Annotated in this window: 1 pseudogene; it reads right to left on the bottom strand. The window is 52.1% G+C overall.

What is annotated here, in order from left to right:
- Positions 1–242, bottom strand: a pseudogene (locus AAEZ05_RS28875) (acyl-CoA dehydrogenase); the annotation flags it as partial.
- Positions 243–267 lie beyond the last annotated feature (25 nt).

Raw genomic sequence — 267 nt, forward strand, 5'->3', positions numbered from 1 at the left:
GGTGTAAGCAAACCAACGTACCTAGCCGCTTTAGCTTGCACATCGCCACTGGCATACTTTGCTAAATCCAACTGCTTACCGGTATAAACCGATAATGCTCGGCCCGCTTCCGTCATCGCACGGATAGTGAGTAACATGCGGCGTACATCGCCATGCACAATAATAGGATCGGACGTTGCGCCAGTCGCTGAACCTGCAGCAGCAACACCCTGTAGGCGATCTTTAGCATAGTCGGTGGCCATTTGATAAGCCGCTTGTGCGTTACCT

Source organism: Pseudomonas sp. HY13-MNA-CIBAN-0226, assembly GCF_040310305.1.
Taxonomy (GTDB): Bacteria; Pseudomonadota; Gammaproteobacteria; order Pseudomonadales; family Pseudomonadaceae; genus Aquipseudomonas; species Aquipseudomonas gregormendelii.